The following is a 1,511-nucleotide window of genomic DNA, read 5'->3' as shown; positions in this document are numbered from 1 at the left end:
GTAAGGATTCAGGTCTGAAATTCGGGAATGAGGTCAGGCATAGGAAAGTAGTCACAAGAATGGGCAGAAAGAGCCTCACGGAAAAAAGCCATTACTGAACGAGCTTGAAAACGACAGGTTTGAATCACACTCAGCAGATTAGCCGTTTCCTCAAATCGCTTCATCGAACGAGAGCCACCAGACACTTTCCGTTTCGTTACAGCTAGGCGTAGGGAACGTTCTGCTAAATTATTATCCGGAGGCACCGAGGGGTCATTCAGAAAATACCACCATTGTTCTGCCTTATCTCGTAAGGATTTGAGCAACAAACCTGCTGCATAACCAACTTGGTTCAACCAAGTAGCAAGGGCTTTATTCAATCGTATTTTGAAATCCTGGGCCCACGAGTCGTAGGTGAGTCGATCCTTCGTCTTGCGCCAGGCCTCATGGGAGCTAAAAGCTTCATCAATTAATGACAGAAATATTTGAGCGACTTCTGCATTATTATTGTTTCCCCCAAGTCCCAGCACTTTCTTAAAATGCCGCCGTAAATGAGCTAGACACTTCTGTTGGGCTGTGATTGTGCCACCATTATAAACACTGAAATCATCTGAGCTTAAGACGCCAGCAAATTCTGTACCCAGCATGGTTTCTAGTTCCACGCGTCCCCTTGTATCTGCGGCATGGAATAAACAGAATCCCTCTCCACTAGCTGTCCATAGCCATTCTTTGACTCCCATGACACACCACGGGGTTTCATCTACATGAACATTTGATTGCTCAGGGACCCATTTCCACAGTGCATTGAGGGCTGGCTTAACTGCTGCTGCTACTCGTTGATTGGTTTTTTGGAGTGTTCCCACTCCCACTTCTATCCTGCCGAGTTCCCACAATAATTCAGTCAGCTTGGCGTAGGAAAGATGCCCATAATTGCCCAGCCAGACGCAGAGGGCTTGGAGATTAACGCTCAAGTCTTGCCCTGGAACCACTCCCTGATGTGGTTCTCCTCTAACTACTGCACCACATTCGAGACATTTACACGATTGTGTCTGATATTCAACGACTTCAATTGGTTTCGCCACTAGACTTGCTACTTGCTGAGAGTGGATGTTGATTACTTCACTTAATTCTTGACTACCACAATTAAGACAGATGCTGGGTGAGCTAATTTCAGTTCTGTCTACTCGTCCAAACCCTTTTCGGGTTTTCCCCTCATGACCTGGTTGTCCACCTGGTTTCTTTTTTTGGTCTGCTTCTGGTTTGACTGTTGCTTTCTCTGGTTTTTGGATGAGATCCGTTGATGGAGGTTTTGATGAAGTCTGACTGGTGGTTCGATTTTTTCCCGTAGCAATGGCTAGTTTTTCTTGCAATTCTTCAATAATTTTTTGCAGCCCCAGTACCATTTCTACCAGTTCAGCTTGGCTCAACTGCTCGATTTCGGTTTTTTTCTGCTCTCTGGTGGCTGTGGGCTTTTTCATTCCTTTATTTTACCAGATGCCGCCACTTAAGTTTTTTTGACCTGAATCCTTACA

The 1,511-nt window shown here is 45.4% G+C and carries 1 protein-coding gene; it reads right to left on the bottom strand.

Annotated features, from left to right (window positions below; all coding sequences use genetic code 11):
- Positions 1–8 precede the first annotated feature (8 nt).
- Positions 9–1,457 carry an IS66 family transposase gene (gene tnpC / locus QUB12_RS37290; protein ID WP_333148426.1) on the bottom strand — a complete coding sequence of 483 codons (1,449 nt, stop codon included), beginning with the start codon at positions 1,455–1,457 and terminating at the stop codon, positions 9–11.
- Between the last annotated feature and the right edge of the window lie 54 nt (positions 1,458–1,511).

The organism is Microcoleus sp. B7-D4 (genome assembly GCF_036705125.1).
In the GTDB taxonomy this organism is placed as follows: Bacteria; Cyanobacteriota; Cyanobacteriia; order Cyanobacteriales; family Microcoleaceae; genus Microcoleus.
The sequence above is the reverse complement of the archived record's forward strand: the minus strand, read 5'-3'. Positions and strand labels throughout refer to the sequence as shown.

Bases quoted from the DNA above. Each gene is read 5' to 3' on its own strand.
- tnpC (WP_333148426.1), bottom strand. From the start codon at position 1,457: ATGAAAAAGCCCACAGCCACCAGAGAGCAGAAAAAAACCGAAATCGAG.